Source organism: Anoxybacteroides tepidamans (assembly GCF_014201465.1).
Lineage (GTDB): Bacteria > Bacillota > Bacilli > Bacillales > Anoxybacillaceae > Anoxybacteroides > Anoxybacteroides tepidamans.
Window position 1 is genome coordinate 148,309 of record NZ_JACHEP010000002.1, and the last position, 13,236, is coordinate 161,544.

The following is a 13,236-nucleotide window of genomic DNA, read 5'->3' on the forward strand; positions in this document are numbered from 1 at the left end:
ACTCCCTACCTTTCTAAAAGAAATTGTCGCAATTTAGCAAAAAAGTTGACCGGGCGAGAAGTGCTCGATTCATCGATCGTCCGATTGGCTAAATATCGATCTGTAAGCTCTACCATCGCACGGCTTATTTTGGTCGTCGGATCAAAGAGCAAAAACGGTGTTTGTCTTGTTACCGCTTTGGAAACGGTACGATCTTCTGGCAACACGCCTAACTTCGTCACTTCTTTGCCGAGAAATTGTTTCATTGCATTTTTTAAACGGTGCAGCGTTTCACGGCCTTCTTGATCCGTTTGTGCACGGTTGACGATTAAATAAAACGGTATCCCTTTTTCTTGCATGTGAATGTACTTCATCGTCGCATAGGCATCCGTAATCGAGGTTGGTTCAGGCGTCGTAATCACAAAAATTTCATGCACAGCCATCAACAGCTGCAGACGATCTTCTGAAATACCGGCTCCCATATCAAAAATCAAATAATCGTACTGTTCAGATATCGATTGCAGTTGCTCTAAAAAATAATCGACTTTCTTGTGGTCCATCGTAAAAATGTTTGTTAATCCGGTTCCACCAGCAATGAACGATAAATTGCTAGGTCCTTTTTTGATCAGTTCGTGAATCGAAATATGGCGATGAAACAAATCAATGATCGTCGTATGAGATGATTGACCGAGTAAAATGTCAATATTCCCCATACCGATATCCATATCAAACAATAGCACGTGAAACCCGCGTTTTGATAACGTAAGAGCGAAATTTAATGAAAAATTCGATTTTCCCACGCCACCTTTTCCGCTAATAACGGCAATCGCTTTTGTTTCTGTTCCTTTGTTCATTCGACTCAACCGTAGACGTAAGCTTTCTGCTTGATCTCTCATCTTCACTCGACCCCAAGCAACGTATTTACGATTTTTTCCGGCGATGCCTCTATAATGTCGTCTGGAACACTTTGACCGTTCGTCAAATAGGCCACGCCAGCCTGGTAATCCGTCATTAAATTGAACATCGCTCCATACTGGCTTGTTTCATCTAATTTTGTAAAGATAAAACGATCGATATGAATAAATGAAAACTGTTCATAAATCGTTTTCATATCAACCCATTTAGCTGTTAATGCGAGGACGAGAAACGTTTCCATCTCTTCATTAAAATCAATAATTTCACGCAAGTCTTTGACATATTGTGGATTGCGAAAATTGCGCCCCGCTGTATCAATAAATACAACATCGTAAGTAGAAAACTTTTTCTTTGCTTCACGGAAATCTTCCATATTGTAACAAACTTCAAGCGGCACATCTAAAATTTTCGCATACGTTTTTAATTGATCAATGGCTGCAATTCGATACGTATCTGTCGTAATAAAAGCCACTTTTTTGCGATGTTTCAATGCACAATCTGCTGCCATTTTTGCTAATGTCGTTGTTTTTCCGACACCCGTCGGTCCAACAACGTTGACATATTTCTTTTGAAACGAAAGGCCGCCGAATGATAGCCCCTCGATTTTTTTCAATAGTATCTCCTTCACCCAGCTCATCACTTGTTTTTTTGTTGCCGTTCCCCGATGCAAATACCATCGTTCAACCGCTTCTGCCATAATCTCTTGCCGCAACGTATTCGACAGTTCTTGTTCAATGAGCAGTTCATTGAGTTCATTCAACGGTCGGGGATATGATGCAAAATTGGTTACTACGTTTGTAGACAACTGTTTTAGCATCGTTTTTAATTCGTTCAACTCATTCAATAACGCTGCATCTGAAGCTGGTTTTTGCTCGGATGATGGTCGTTGTACAGGCGTTGGGTTTACAAATTTTCCTTTATTTTCGTTGGTTGTTGAACGTACCGGTTTTGAATCGACCGCCGCAATGACTTCGATGTTTTTCTTTGTAAACAGTCCGAAAAAGCCGCCTTTATGGACTACTTTCGAATTTAAAATGACCGCATCATTTCCTAGCTCCGCTCGAATCATTTTCATCGCTTCTGGCATCGACGGAGCGACAAATTTTTTTACCTTCATTCAATCTCCACCACCCCGACACTTTGAACTTCTACATTCGCCTCTAGCTCATTATAAGACAATACAGGAACGTTTGGAAAATACCGTTCTGTCAATTGGCGCACGTACATTCGAACCGCAGGAGAGCAAAGCAAAATCGGCTGTTGATTCGGAAAAGAATGCTGCTCAAGCTGAAATGCTACCGCTTCGATAATCGATTGCGATACGGTTGGATCAAGCGACAAATAGTTTCCGTGTTCCGTTTGCTGAACCCCTTCAGCAATTGCTTTTTCCACTTTTCCAGACATAGTAATAACTCTTAGCGGCTCCCCTGGCACTGCATATTGGCTTGTAATTTGCCGTGCCAGCGCTTGACGTACATATTCCGTTAACAAGTCAGTATCGCTTGTCATTCGTCCGAAATCCGCTAATGTTTCAAAAATGATCGGCAAATTGCGGATCGATACTTTTTCCCGCAACAATTTTGCTAACACTTTTTGCACATCCCCAATCGAAAGCGGATTTGGCGTTACTTCTTCCACTAAAATCGGATACGATTCTTTTAAATGGTCAACCAGTTGCTTTGTTTCTTGTCTTCCAAGCAATTCGTGGGCATGCGCCTTTAATACTTCCGTAATATGTGTGGAAACGACAGACGGCGGGTCGACCACCGTGTAACCGAACATTTCGGCCTGCTCTTTCATTTCTTCAGAAATCCATTTTGCCGGCAAACCGAAAGCAGGCTCAAGCGTATCAATTCCTTCAATCGAATCATCTTCGATTCCGGGACTCATCGCTAAATAATGATCAAGCAGCAATTCTCCTCTAGCTACTTCGTCTCCTTTAATTTTTAAGCGATATTCATTCGGTTGCAATTGAATGTTATCACGGATGCGTACAACCGGAATGACAAGTCCAAGCTCTAGCGCCAATTGCCGGCGAATCATGACAATGCGGTCAAGCAGATCGCCGCCTTGATTTGCATCAGCTAACGGAATGAGCGCATAGCCAAACTCAAATTCAATCGGGTCTACACTCAGTAAATGAACAACGCTTTCCGGACTTTTCATTTGATCCATTTCAACGGCTTCTCCTTGCTCTTCCACAGCCGTTTCTTCTTCTTTTGGCGTTTTTGTCGAGAAATGATACCCACCAAGCGCCAGCAGCCCGGCAATCGGGATCGTTAACACATCGTTAATCGGCGTAAACAATCCTAATAAGAAAATCGTTCCTGCTGTCACATAAAGCATTTTCGGAAAAGCGAACAACTGCCGCATAATATCGCCGCCGAGATTGCTATCGGACGCTGCTCTTGTAACAACAATTCCTGTCGCTGTGGAGATGAGAAGGGCTGGAATTTGGCTGACAATGCCATCACCGACCGTCAATAACGTATATCGCTTCGCCGCTTCAGATACGTCAAGTCCTTGCTGTACGACACCGATGACCATTCCAAATAACATATTGATGATCACGATAATAATGCCGGCTATCGCATCTCCTTTTACGAACTTGCTTGCTCCATCCATTGCTCCGTAAAAGTCCGCTTCTTGTGCCACTTTTTCGCGGCGTTGGCGCGCCTCTTGTTCCGAAATCATTCCTGCGTTTAAATCGGCATCAATGCTCATTTGTTTCCCTGGCATTGCATCGAGCGTAAAGCGAGCTGCAACTTCGGAAACGCGCTCCGCTCCCTTCGTAATCACGACAAATTGAATAATAATTAAAATTAAGAACACGACAAAGCCGACAACAACATTTCCTCCCACGACGAACGTACCGAACGTTTCGACAACGCCCCCAGCATCCCCCTTGCTTAAAATCGAACGGGTCGTCGACACGTTCAATCCTAAACGGAAAAGGGTAAGCAGTAATAATAAAGAAGGGAAAATCGAAAATTGCAGCGGTTCACTCATATTCATCGAAGTAAGGAGAACTAGTAGCGCAAGAGAAATATTCACAATGATAAGAACGCTAAGAAGCCATGTTGGAAGCGGGATAATTAGCATCGCTACAATAAGCACAACCATGAGTAATACTGATAAATCTCTTGCTTGCATAATCTTTCGCTCCTTGAACAACATCTCGTCAAATTTTCCGCTTTAAACGGTATACATATGCTAAAATTTCCGCAACCGCCTTAAAAAATTGCTCTGGAATCGCATCGCCAATTTCTGTTTGACTATATAACGCCCGAGCAAGCGGGCGATTTTCCACCGTCACAACATCATGCTCTTTTGCTAGTTGTTTCATTTTCAGCGCGATATAATCAACGCCTTTCGCAATGACAATGGGCGCATCCATTTTTCCATCCTCATATTTTAACGCCACAGCATAATGCGTCGGATTCGTGATAACAACATCAGCTTTAGGCACTTCTTGCATCATTCGTTTCATCGCCATTTCGCGTTGTTTTTGTTTAATTTTTGATTTGATCAACGGATCCCCTTCCGTTTTCTTATACTCTTCTTTAATTTCTTGTTTCGACATGCGGATATTTTTTTCAAAGTCAAACCGTTGATACAAATAATCTAAAAACGCAAGAAACAATAGCGCAGCGGACGCGTAAAGCCCCATTTGCACAGCCAAACTAGCTAACGAGCTTAATGTCGTACTCAGCGATTTGGTCGTCAACGTCAAAATTTGACCGAGTTTCGTCCATAATACAAAAAACGTCACGAAACCGACAATTGCAATTTTTAAAATGGATTTTAACAATTCCACAAGCGAACGCAATGACAGCATCCGCTTAAATCCTTGAATCGGATCGAGCTTGCTCAACTTCATTTGCAAAGGCTCTGTCGTAAATAAAAATCCAACTTGCAAAAAATTGGCGATAAATGCTCCGAAAATAGCTACTAAAAAAATCGGCGCAACGACCCACGCTATTTGCTCTAATATTCTCAGAAATAAAAGATGCACGGAATCGACTGTAATGTCTGTCCTTGTATATTGCTGAAATGACTCGCGCAAAAGCTGAAAAAATGTTTCTTGATATAGACTACCTGAAAACAAAAGGACGGCAAATACAAGTAATAGCACAACGGCTGTGTTCAAATCAGCGCTTTTCGCAACTTGTCCTTTTTCGCGTACTTCTTGGCGTTTTCGCGGAGTTGCTTTTTCCGTTTTTTCTCCTGCGAAAAACTGCAAATCTAGACGCAACAATTTCATTTACCTGCCCCCTATTATATTCATCAAATCGCGCATCGAAACAAACATCGTTTCAAACAAATGTTGGGCAGCCATAAACAGCGTGGCCATCGTCAACATTAGAAGAAGAAAACTAACGATGACTTTGACAGGTAGTCCGACGACAAAAATATTGAGTTGTGGCACTGTTCTTGCCACAATTCCTAACGCAATATCTACTAAAAATAAGCTGCCGACAATCGGAGCAGACATTTGAAAAGCGATGACAAACATTTTGCTAAACGCCTTCACAACATATTGCACGACGTTTTCATGACCAAACGGAAAAAAAGAGTTCAAAGGGATGAGCTGATAACTATAAAAAACACCGTCTAATAAAATGTGGTGTCCGTTCACGGCTAACAGCAATAGCAGAGCAAACGTATACAAATATTGTCCCATCAGCGGGCTTTGTGCCCCTGTTTGCGGGTCAATGACGTTGGCAATAGCAAACCCCATTTGAAAATCAATTAACCCGCCGACAATTTGGATCGCTGCCATAATGATGTACGCCAACAAACCGATACAAAGGCCGATCAATACTTCTTTTATAACAAGCAATATATACATGCCATCCAATGCAATCGGTTCTTTTTTCATCCCAAGAAACATCAGCCAACTTACAAAAAACGATAGCCCGATTTTATGCGTATGCGGAATCGTTCGATAAGAAAATAATGGCAACGTTGTAAAAAAAGAAGCGACTCGTGCGAATACTAATAAAAATGCTGGCAAATACGACAATAATTGTTCCATACGATCAGCCTACAAATCTCGTTAAATTATTGAAAATTTCATATGCATAGGAAACCATTCTCGAAAGCATCCACGGACCGAAAAAAACAAGACCGACTAGCACAGCAACAATTTTGGGTACAAACGCAAGGGTTTGCTCTTGAATTTGCGTCGTTGCTTGGAAAATGCTGATGAAAAGTCCAACGGCAAGCGCTAGCAACAACAGCGGGCCACAAACGATTAAAATCATATACACGCCTTGTTCAGCGAGTTGAATAACTACATTTGCGTTCACAACCGTTCACCTACTTTAATTTAAAAACTTTCCAATAACGACTTCACAACTAAATACCAGCCATCCACAAGGACAAATAATAAAATTTTGAACGGCAGCGAAATCATGACCGGCGGGAGCATCATCATTCCCATCGACATAAGAACGCTTGCTACGACCATATCAATTACTAAAAACGGGATGAAAATCATAAATCCCATTTGAAATGCCGTTTTGATTTCGCTAATCGCAAAAGCAGGCACAAGGGTCGTTAACGGGATGTCTTGAACATTTTTTGGTTTTTTCGCACCGCTGTATGTTAAAAATAGCGCCAAATCTTTTTGTCTCGTATGTTTGCTCATAAACTCTTTGAGCGGTACAGAAGCGCGTTCATACGCTTGCTCCAAATTGATTTTTTCCGAAAACAGTGGCTGAAGGGCTTGGTCGTTAATTTGTTTAAATGTCGGTGCCATAATAAAAAATGTTAAAAATAGCGCTAATCCAATAAGCACTTGGTTCGGCGGCATCTGTTGCGTCCCAAGCGATGTGCGAACAAACGATAAAACAATGATAATGCGAGTAAAACAAGTCATCATAATTAAAATGCCTGGCGCAATCGACAATACTGTTAATAAAAGCAACAACTTCACAGACATCGAAACATTTTCAGGAGCAACTTGGTTAAAAAATTGCATAAACTCATTCATCGGACGTTGTTCCCTTCTCTTCAATCTGCTTCAGCAGCTTTTGACGCTCTTTCGCTAACTCCTCCATTTGTCTCGCAAATAGATCGCGAAACGGTGTTGCTTCGTTTTCCATTTCTTTTTTCTTTATGAAACGATTAAATAATTGAGAAAGCCACTTGTTTGGCTCTAACATTTGTTGCAGTGATTCATTATGCATCGATAACAGTTCCTTTACTTCATCATCATCATCAATTTCCCGCAATAGTTGAACGGACTCCCCAACACCAACGATTAAAATGCGCTTTCCTACTTTCACAAGCTGTACAGAGCGATTAGTGCCAACATTGCTGCCACCAAGATGTTCAATCAATCCGCGTTTACCTGATAAAAAACGCCCACGTTGATTCATAAATCGCAATAGCGCATAAATGAGGAACAGGACAAACAACGTAGCGAGAATCAGTTTTATCACATCCCAAACAGTAAAAGCGGAAGCTACTTGAGCCGGCTGCTGATTGCTTGTCTTTTTTTGATCAATAGAAGACGAATCTTCACATGCTTCCGGATGCTCTAAACATTGCTTTACAGTAGGAGATTGCTCCGCAAAAACAGGTGTTCCTGTTTGCGAAGCAACTATCGCTACGAAACATATGAGTGCTAATAGAATGATTCGAAACTGAAACAAGCTCGTTCCACCTCTTATGTTAGCCAAGTGTTTTATTAATCGCTTCAATGACGCGATCGGCTTGGAACGGTTTGACGACAAAATCTTTCGCACCTGCTTGAATCGCATCGATCACCATCGCCTGCTGTCCCATCGCGGAGCACATGATCACTTTAGCATTGCTATCAAACTTTCGAATCTCTTTCAACGCCGTAATTCCATCCATTTCCGGCATCGTAATGTCCATTGTGACTAAATCCGGGCGCACTTCCTTGTACATTTCCACCGCTTGAAGTCCATCCGCTGCTTCTGCTACGACTTCATGTCCATTTTTCGTCAAAATGTCTTTAATCATCATTCTCATAAATGCTGCATCATCCACAACTAATATTCTTGCCATTTCCAAAAAAACCCCCTACGCTATTTTAATTTTTTTAAGCGATCGCTCTGGCTAATGATATCCGTCACGCGCACACCGAAATTCTCGTCAATGACAACGACTTCTCCTTTGGCAATCAATTTGTTATTGACTAATATATCGACCGGTTCACCTGCCAGTTTATCAAGTTCGATGATCGATCCTGAAGAAAGGTTTAAAATATCTTGCACCGATCGCTTCGTCCTTCCTAATTCTACCGTCACTTGCAACGGTATGTCGAGAAGCATGTTTAAATTGCGCGTCTCCGTTTCTACAAAAGGAGCAGGCTCAAAACTTGCGAAATCAACCGGCTGTACGTGCTGTTGCCCTATTCCTGCATGCCCACCAAAATGATTCGGTGTATGCGGCTGCTGATACGCATGCGGATAAGGTTGATATGGCTGCTCTTGCTGAATATGCGGAGCTGCTGGTTGCCCATAAGCATAAGCCATATCGTTCGAAGAGCTGACCATAGATGCTTGAGAATTTGGAGCAGAAGATGGTATATCATTGTTTGCCCTGCTATTCTTCACATCCATTTTATCGGATAAAGACTCACTTGGACTAGACATTTGCAGTAAATTTTGCACTAGCTCTTTCGCAAAATCAATCGGCAATAGCTGCATAATATTTGAATCAATAAGATTTCCAATTTTCAAACGAAAGGAAACTTTCACTAATATATCCTCTGGAGGTAAATATTCAATCCCTTCTCCTTCTTTCACATCTAACAAATGAAGGCTTGGAGGAGAAATATCTACCTTTTTCCCAAAAATCGTCGACATCGATGTCGCAGCAGAACCCATCATTTGGTTCATTGCTTCTTGTACAGCACTCAACTGAATTTCACCTAACAAATCCGTCGGGTTTTGTCCGTCTCCACCTAACATTAAGTCGGCAATAATCGCCGCATCGGACTGTTTAATAACAAGCAAATTCGTCCCTAAAAATCCATCTGTATAATTGACTTGGACCGCTACATAAGGAAACGGAAATTCATCCGGCACATCTTGTCGGCGAATGACCGATACGCTCGGTGTCGTAATTTCGACTTTTTGGTTCAACAGCATCGACAGTGCGGTCGCAGAACTTCCGAACGAAATATTTCCGATTTCTCCTAGTGCATCTTGTTCGATCGTCGACAACACATCATCGACAGACGGAGTGTCATCAAACCCGCCCGTACCGCGCAAGAGCGCATCAATTTCATCTTGGGATAACATATCATCACTCATCATCGTTGTCTCCTCCCCCTTTCAGCGTATCTAACACTTGTACAGCCAATCGTTTATTCATTTTTCCTGGCTGACCAATAAACTTCGGAACGTCGCCAATTTTAATGACTAGCGGCTGTTGAATCGATTGATCTAATTGAATGACATCGCCCACGTCCAGCTGCAAAAATTCTTGAATCGTAATCGTGGCTGTTCCAAGTTCGGCAATAACCGGAAGTTTTGCGACTTTAATTCTTTTTTTAAGAACTTCCTCTTCTTCAGGTGCCCGTTCTTTTTTTTGCGTCTGCATCCAGTAATGGACGGAAAGACGCGGGATGATCGGCTCCAGCACAACGTGAGGAATACAAATATTAATCATTCCGCTCGTTTCCGCAATTTGCGTATTTAAGGAAATCACCACAACTGTTTCGTTCGGCGACACCATTTGCAAAAATTGCGGATTCACTTCAAATTCCGCTAAAATCGGATCAATTTCAGTGACTGATTCCCATGCATCCCGCAAATTGCTAAACGCTTTTTCAAACAAATTGGACATGATCCTCATTTCAATTTCGGTTAAATTATCGACTTTATTAATGCTTGTGCCTCTTCCTCCCATCACGCGATCGAGCATTGCATAAGCGACGTTCGGATTGACTTCCATGACGATATGTCCATCTAACGGTGGTACTTCAAATACGTTTAAAATCGTCATTGTCGGAATCGACCGGATAAATTCCTCATACGGAATTTGATCTGCTGACGCTACCGAAATTTGCACATATGTTCGCAATTGAGCCGAGAAAAACGTTGTTAATAACCTTGCAAAATTTTCATGAATGCGCGTAAGGCTGCGAATCTGGTCTTTTGAAAAGCGGAGAGCACGTTTGAAATCATACACTTTTACTTTTTTGTCCGCTTCTTCTTTTTTCAGCTCCTCCGCATTCATTTCACCGGTTGATAACGCCGCCAAGAGCGCGTCAATTTCACTTTGTGATAATACTTCGCCAGACACCGTTCTCACCTCCTAGCACAGTTATTGGAGGATGAAGGAAGTAATGTACACTTGCTCCACTTTCCCATCTTGCATGATTTGGTTAATTTTTTCTTTCAGGCGGGTTTTAAGGTTCATCTTTCCTTGCTCCCCGTTAAAATCTGCTGGTTTCATCTGAGATAATTGTTCTATAATGATATCTTTAATTTGGAAATCCCGTTTTTCCGCCTCAGATTTTGCATCTTCGCTATCCATTTGAATTTTAAAAGAAATTTTAATAAAACTTCCATCCGCTAAATTCGTTGTGATTTCTGGAACATCGACAGAACTGGCAACAATCTCATCTGCCGTCGGCGCTTTTTTCTCTCCATTCCCTGTAAACTTCAAGATAACCACTAAAGCAACGAGCGCTATCAACGTAATCGTTACTAATGTAATCAGCATCACTTTCCACAGTTTACTCACGATCTAATCCCTCCACATCTCGAGGAAATCCTAAAATCGAAATTTGCCGGTAAAAATTTTGGACGAGCTCCACCACATCCTTTACTGATTCGCGTACAACAATTTTTTTTCCGTTTGTCAACGTAATCGTTGTATCTGGGAAAGCTTCGACTTGTTCTATGTATATCGCGTTCAATGTGAATGTTTTTCCATTCAATCGCGTTAATGTGATCATATGTATATAGGCACTAGACGGAGTCTAGTGCCCTCCCTCCCTTATTATTTCTTTAAGTTGACAAGTTCTTGTAAAATTTCATCCGATGTTGTAATGATTCGCGTATTTGCTTGGAAACCGCGCTGCGCAACGATCATTTCTGTAAATTCTTCAGAAAGGTCAACGTTCGACATTTCGAGAGCTCCGGAAATAATGGATGCTGCACCGTTTAACCCTGGTCTTGATAACTCGTTAATCGTTAAGCCGTTTGCATTTCGGTCAAGTTTACCAGAGTTATTTGTTTCTTTAAATGTGTTACCACCCGTTTTCTCTAGACCGCTTGGGTTCGGAAATTGCGCTAACAAAATTTGCCCAGCAATTTTCAATTGACCGTTGCTGTCGATGAACGTCACTTTTCCATCCGCCGTAATCCCAAAGCTTTTCGCCGTTTTTGGAATTTGGATTAATCCCGGCTCAAAGCTTGTCGTATTGCTATATTTCGGTTCACTGTAGTCGTTTAATATTTGCTGTACACTCTCAATAAAGCCGCTAATCCCTTCTAAATATGGACCCATCATTTTTTCGGATTCTGCTAACGTATCCGGCCAATCGCTGTCATTTTCCGGAAGAAGCGGAACAGGGTTAATACTAGCTTTAGGCGATACTTTATCGTTGAAATACGAACCGGCAGGCGCCAATGTAGTGTCAGTAGGATCGGTTTTCCCTGTAATTTTTTCATTAAGGTTTTTTAATTGTATATTAAAATTTTTCACAAGATTAATAAAATCCGTTTTTGTTGCTGGATTGTTGTCAGGGTTTTTGGAAAACTCAGCTTTCCATTTTTGGATAAATTCAACTAACCCGTTTGTCCCATTAATAAAGCTCTCTAAATCTTGTCGCGCAGTTGCAACATGCGGTGCATTCGTTTTTACTGTATCAACATCTTTGATCGCCGCTTCGCCGATTAAATATTGGCCTTCAGAGTTGACGATATAACCGTACTCATCTAAATAAAAGTTGCCGGCGCGCGTAAAGCTTAAATTAAACACACGATCAATTGGCACGCCAGTATTGACTTTATTCGTTCCGAGCTGCCCGGCCGGCCCGTCCATACTAATCAACGTCACGTCGTTAATCGAACCGACGACAAAAAATCCGTCACCGCCAAGCGCTAAGTCAAGCGGGCGTGATGTCGTTTGTGTCGAGCCTTGTGTATGAATCGTTTCAATTGAACCTAAGCCGCTTCCTAAACCGATTTGCTTGCCGTTCACCCCTCCGCGTGTACCTGTTGATGACGTCGAAGCGGAAATTTGTTGTGAAACAAGGTCTTTAAATGTGACCCGTGCCTTTTTGTATCCATAAGTGTTCACATTAGAAATGTTGTTGCCAATGACATCTAATTTGTATTGAAAGTTACGAATCCCGCCGATTCCTGTAAACATGGATCGAAGCATAAAGAAATCCTCTCCTTTATTTATCGTTTCATTGAGCTGCTTCTGTCATTCCGCAAGCTCTTGGCCTCCATATGGTCCAGCCTTACTCTAAAATAATCGCTCCATTAATGTTTGTAAATAACTGCGTCTGTGCTTCTTCACGGTTCATCGCTGTAATGACCGTTTGGTTCATTGCATTCACAATGAGCGCCGCTTGATTCGTTAATACTAATGAATCGCGTATTCCTTTTTGTTTCGCTTCTAACACTTTTTGTTGAATAAGTGTCCATTGTTGTTCATCAATCGAAATGTTCCGCTCTTCTAATCGTTGCTGCGCATGCTTGCTAATTTTTAACGTTTGCTGCGCTTCTGAAAGCGCCTCGCGAAACGACGATTGTGAAGTTGTCTTTTGTGTTTGTTGGGTATTTGGCAACAACGGCGCACGCGGTAAAAACTGTACCCGATAATTCAAACGATCACCTCCTATAGTTGTGTTACTTTTGTTACATCAGAAGCGGAAATCACATCACCGCTATCTAATTCTAGCATCCATTTTGTTCCTTGCTGCAGAACCGATTTCACAAGAGCGGATTTCACTTCGCTATTTTCTCCATGCCATTCAACTTGCTTGCCAATCAGCTCGCTATATCGCGCTAACGACTGCATAGATTGTTGTTGCACAAGCTGTTGCAAAGCATCAGACATGCTCGCAATTTTTTCATATGTCGATGATTGCGAGTCAATAAATTTTTGCATCAGCGTCGACATGTTCATCATTTGCTCTAAAGATGAAAAGCTCGCCATTTGCGAAATAAATTCTTTATCTTCCATCGGATTTAAAGGGTCTTGGTGCTCGAGTTGTGCGATTAATATTTTTAAAAAATCGTCTTTTCCTAACGTTTGCTGTCCCGTTTTTCGTTCAGCAGGCTTATAATTGCTTAAATATAGACTTGAATCAATTGCGTTGGTAGCCATACTACACTC

16 protein-coding genes are annotated in these 13,236 nt (G+C 41.7%); all 16 read right to left on the minus strand.

All coding sequences use genetic code 11. The features are described 5' to 3' along the window. Window positions 1-5: 5 nt before the first annotated feature. Window positions 6-875: a MinD/ParA family protein gene (locus tag HNQ34_RS03590; RefSeq protein ID WP_183251621.1), complete on the minus strand. Its 870-nt coding sequence runs from the start codon at window positions 873-875 to the stop codon at window positions 6-8. A gap of 2 nt (window positions 876-877) precedes the next feature. Next, window positions 878-2,011, minus strand: coding sequence for a flagellar biosynthesis protein FlhF (flhF, locus tag HNQ34_RS03595; protein WP_183251623.1), 1,134 nt, complete (start codon window positions 2,009-2,011; stop codon window positions 878-880). Next, complete coding sequence (gene flhA / locus HNQ34_RS03600) at window positions 2,008-4,047, minus strand: flagellar biosynthesis protein FlhA (protein ID WP_246363776.1); 2,040 nt, start codon at window positions 4,045-4,047, stop codon at window positions 2,008-2,010. Before flhA ends, flhF begins: the two co-directional genes overlap by 4 nt. A gap of 28 nt (window positions 4,048-4,075) precedes the next feature. After that, window positions 4,076-5,158 carry a flagellar biosynthesis protein FlhB gene (gene flhB, locus HNQ34_RS03605; RefSeq protein ID WP_183251627.1) on the minus strand — a complete coding sequence of 361 codons (1,083 nt, stop codon included), beginning with the start codon at window positions 5,156-5,158 and terminating at the stop codon, window positions 4,076-4,078. After that, window positions 5,159-5,932, minus strand: coding sequence for a flagellar biosynthetic protein FliR (gene fliR, locus HNQ34_RS03610; RefSeq protein ID WP_183251630.1), 774 nt, complete (start codon window positions 5,930-5,932; stop codon window positions 5,159-5,161). A gap of 4 nt (window positions 5,933-5,936) precedes the next feature. Then, window positions 5,937-6,206, minus strand: coding sequence for a flagellar biosynthesis protein FliQ (gene fliQ, locus HNQ34_RS03615; RefSeq protein WP_183251632.1), 270 nt, complete (start codon window positions 6,204-6,206; stop codon window positions 5,937-5,939). Window positions 6,207-6,226: 20 nt separating this feature from the next. Further along, on the minus strand, window positions 6,227-6,892 hold the full coding sequence (fliP, locus tag HNQ34_RS03620; protein ID WP_183251634.1) for a flagellar type III secretion system pore protein FliP: 666 nt from the start codon (window positions 6,890-6,892) through the stop codon (window positions 6,227-6,229). After that, a complete protein-coding gene (gene fliZ / locus HNQ34_RS03625; RefSeq protein WP_183251637.1) occupies window positions 6,885-7,556 on the minus strand; it encodes a flagella biosynthesis regulatory protein FliZ in 672 nt (223 codons plus the stop codon). Before fliZ ends, fliP begins: the two co-directional genes overlap by 8 nt. A 19-nt stretch (window positions 7,557-7,575) precedes the next feature. Next, window positions 7,576-7,935 (minus strand): response regulator, encoded by a 360-nt coding sequence (locus HNQ34_RS03630; protein WP_183251639.1) that lies wholly within the window; start codon window positions 7,933-7,935, stop codon window positions 7,576-7,578. 20 nt (window positions 7,936-7,955) lie between these two features. Next, window positions 7,956-9,191, minus strand: coding sequence for a flagellar motor switch phosphatase FliY (gene fliY / locus HNQ34_RS03635; protein WP_183251641.1), 1,236 nt, complete (start codon window positions 9,189-9,191; stop codon window positions 7,956-7,958). Then, window positions 9,181-10,182 carry a flagellar motor switch protein FliM gene (gene fliM / locus HNQ34_RS03640; RefSeq protein ID WP_183251643.1) on the minus strand — a complete coding sequence of 334 codons (1,002 nt, stop codon included), beginning with the start codon at window positions 10,180-10,182 and terminating at the stop codon, window positions 9,181-9,183. Before fliM ends, fliY begins: the two co-directional genes overlap by 11 nt. A gap of 21 nt (window positions 10,183-10,203) precedes the next feature. After that, window positions 10,204-10,605, minus strand: coding sequence for a flagellar basal body-associated protein FliL (fliL, locus tag HNQ34_RS03645; protein WP_246363795.1), 402 nt, complete (start codon window positions 10,603-10,605; stop codon window positions 10,204-10,206). 13 nt (window positions 10,606-10,618) lie between these two features. After that, the gene (locus HNQ34_RS03650; protein ID WP_183251645.1) at window positions 10,619-10,840 is read right to left on the minus strand and encodes a flagellar FlbD family protein; all 222 of its coding nucleotides are present in this window, start codon (window positions 10,838-10,840) and stop codon (window positions 10,619-10,621) included. Window positions 10,841-10,884: 44 nt separating this feature from the next. Next, complete coding sequence (locus HNQ34_RS03655) at window positions 10,885-12,273, minus strand: flagellar hook-basal body complex protein (RefSeq protein WP_183251647.1); 1,389 nt, start codon at window positions 12,271-12,273, stop codon at window positions 10,885-10,887. An 82-nt stretch (window positions 12,274-12,355) separates the two neighbouring features. Continuing rightward, entirely contained in the window at window positions 12,356-12,724 is a 369-nt protein-coding gene (locus HNQ34_RS03660) for a TIGR02530 family flagellar biosynthesis protein (RefSeq protein ID WP_183251649.1), read from the minus strand. A gap of 11 nt (window positions 12,725-12,735) precedes the next feature. Continuing rightward, window positions 12,736-13,227 (minus strand): FlgD family protein, encoded by a 492-nt coding sequence (locus tag HNQ34_RS03665; protein ID WP_183251650.1) that lies wholly within the window; start codon window positions 13,225-13,227, stop codon window positions 12,736-12,738. Window positions 13,228-13,236: the final 9 nt, after the last annotated feature.

Excerpts from the sequence above, each read along its gene's own strand:
- HNQ34_RS03590 (WP_183251621.1), bottom strand. The coding sequence starts at position 875 with ATGAGAGATCAAGCAGAAAGCTTACGTCTACGGTTGAGTCGAATGAAC.
- flhF (WP_183251623.1), bottom strand. The coding sequence starts at position 2,011 with ATGAAGGTAAAAAAATTTGTCGCTCCGTCGATGCCAGAAGCGATGAAA.
- flhA (WP_246363776.1), bottom strand. The coding sequence starts at position 4,047 with ATGCAAGCAAGAGATTTATCAGTATTACTCATGGTTGTGCTTATTGTA.
- flhB (WP_183251627.1), bottom strand. The coding sequence starts at position 5,158 with ATGAAATTGTTGCGTCTAGATTTGCAGTTTTTCGCAGGAGAAAAAACG.
- fliR (WP_183251630.1), bottom strand. The coding sequence starts at position 5,932 with ATGGAACAATTATTGTCGTATTTGCCAGCATTTTTATTAGTATTCGCA.
- fliP (WP_183251634.1), bottom strand. The coding sequence starts at position 6,892 with ATGAATGAGTTTATGCAATTTTTTAACCAAGTTGCTCCTGAAAATGTT.
- HNQ34_RS03630 (WP_183251639.1), bottom strand. The coding sequence starts at position 7,935 with ATGGCAAGAATATTAGTTGTGGATGATGCAGCATTTATGAGAATGATG.
- fliY (WP_183251641.1), bottom strand. The coding sequence starts at position 9,191 with ATGATGAGTGATGATATGTTATCCCAAGATGAAATTGATGCGCTCTTG.
- fliL (WP_246363795.1), bottom strand. The coding sequence starts at position 10,605 with ATGCTGATTACATTAGTAACGATTACGTTGATAGCGCTCGTTGCTTTA.
- HNQ34_RS03650 (WP_183251645.1), bottom strand. The coding sequence starts at position 10,840 with ATGATCACATTAACGCGATTGAATGGAAAAACATTCACATTGAACGCG.
- HNQ34_RS03655 (WP_183251647.1), bottom strand. The coding sequence starts at position 12,273 with ATGCTTCGATCCATGTTTACAGGAATCGGCGGGATTCGTAACTTTCAA.
- HNQ34_RS03665 (WP_183251650.1), bottom strand. The coding sequence starts at position 13,227 with ATGGCTACCAACGCAATTGATTCAAGTCTATATTTAAGCAATTATAAG.